Here is a 951-nt window from a genome sequence, read left to right as displayed (position 1 = left end):
GCTCGGGCCGGTGGAAGGGCCGTTCACCGCGGGAGAGGGCGTCGAGGGTGAGGGGCCTGAGGGCGAGGGGGCCGAGGGCGCGGGCGTCGCGGAGCGCGGGACTCCGGCGGGGGCGCCGTCGCCGGTCCGTCGTGCGGCGGGGCGCGTCGCCTCGCCGCCGGGGGCGGGAGCGGGGTTGACGCGGGCCACGGCGCGCTGGACGGGCGGCGACGATGCGGTGCCGGTGTCGCGCTGCTCGGAGACGGGGGCGGAACGGTCGGGCTGCGCCGCCGCTCGCTGGACCGGGGCGGCGTCGGGTTCGTTGCGCTCGGAGGCCGCCCGCTGGACCGGGGGCACGGAGGCGGCCGGGGTGGCTCCCGCCGACGCGGACGTGGACGTGGACGTGGACGCGGACGTGGTCGGGGTGGGGGCTGGGGCCGGCGTCGGGGACGTGGGCGGCGAAGGCGTGCGGGGCGCCGTGCGGTTGGCGGACGGGGCGTCGGTGCCGGAGGCCTTCGCCGGGGCCGTTCGCTGCACCGGCAGGTCGTCCTTCGCAACGCCGTCGGCAGGGGCGGGCGTTGAGGCGGAGGCCGACGCGGGCCCGGGCGCGGAGGTGGCGCGGGGCCGCGGTGCGGAAGAGGCGGGAGCACTGCCGGACTCCGCCCGCTGCACCGGGAGTTCGCCCGTCGCACCACTCTGGGGGCCGGTCTGCGGAACGGCTCGCTGGACGGGCGTACCGGGCGCCGTGCTGCCGCCAGATGCGGGCGCCGTGCTGCCCTCGGGCCGGTTGAGGGCGGGGCCCAGTCCCGGCTTGGGCCGCGCGGCTGCTGCCCGCTGGACCGGGAGGCCGGGAGCGGGGGCGTTCGTCGGGGTGGCGGAGCGCGGTGCGGGTGCGGTGGGGACGGCGGCGCTGCCCGCCGCGGGCGTATGGGTGGGCTGTGCAGGGGCGCCGGGCGTGGGTGCCTTGTCCGG

The 951-nt window shown here is 80.8% G+C and carries 1 pseudogene; it reads right to left on the bottom strand.

What is annotated here, in order from left to right:
• Nucleotides 1-516: pseudogene (locus tag HZS56_RS37830) on the bottom strand (hypothetical protein); the annotation flags it as partial.
• Nucleotides 517-951 lie beyond the last annotated feature (435 nt).

Source organism: Streptomyces mayonensis, assembly GCF_018982965.1.
Taxonomy (GTDB): Bacteria; Actinomycetota; Actinomycetes; order Streptomycetales; family Streptomycetaceae; genus Streptomyces; species Streptomyces mayonensis.
This window is presented reverse-complemented; position numbering and strand designations above follow the sequence as displayed.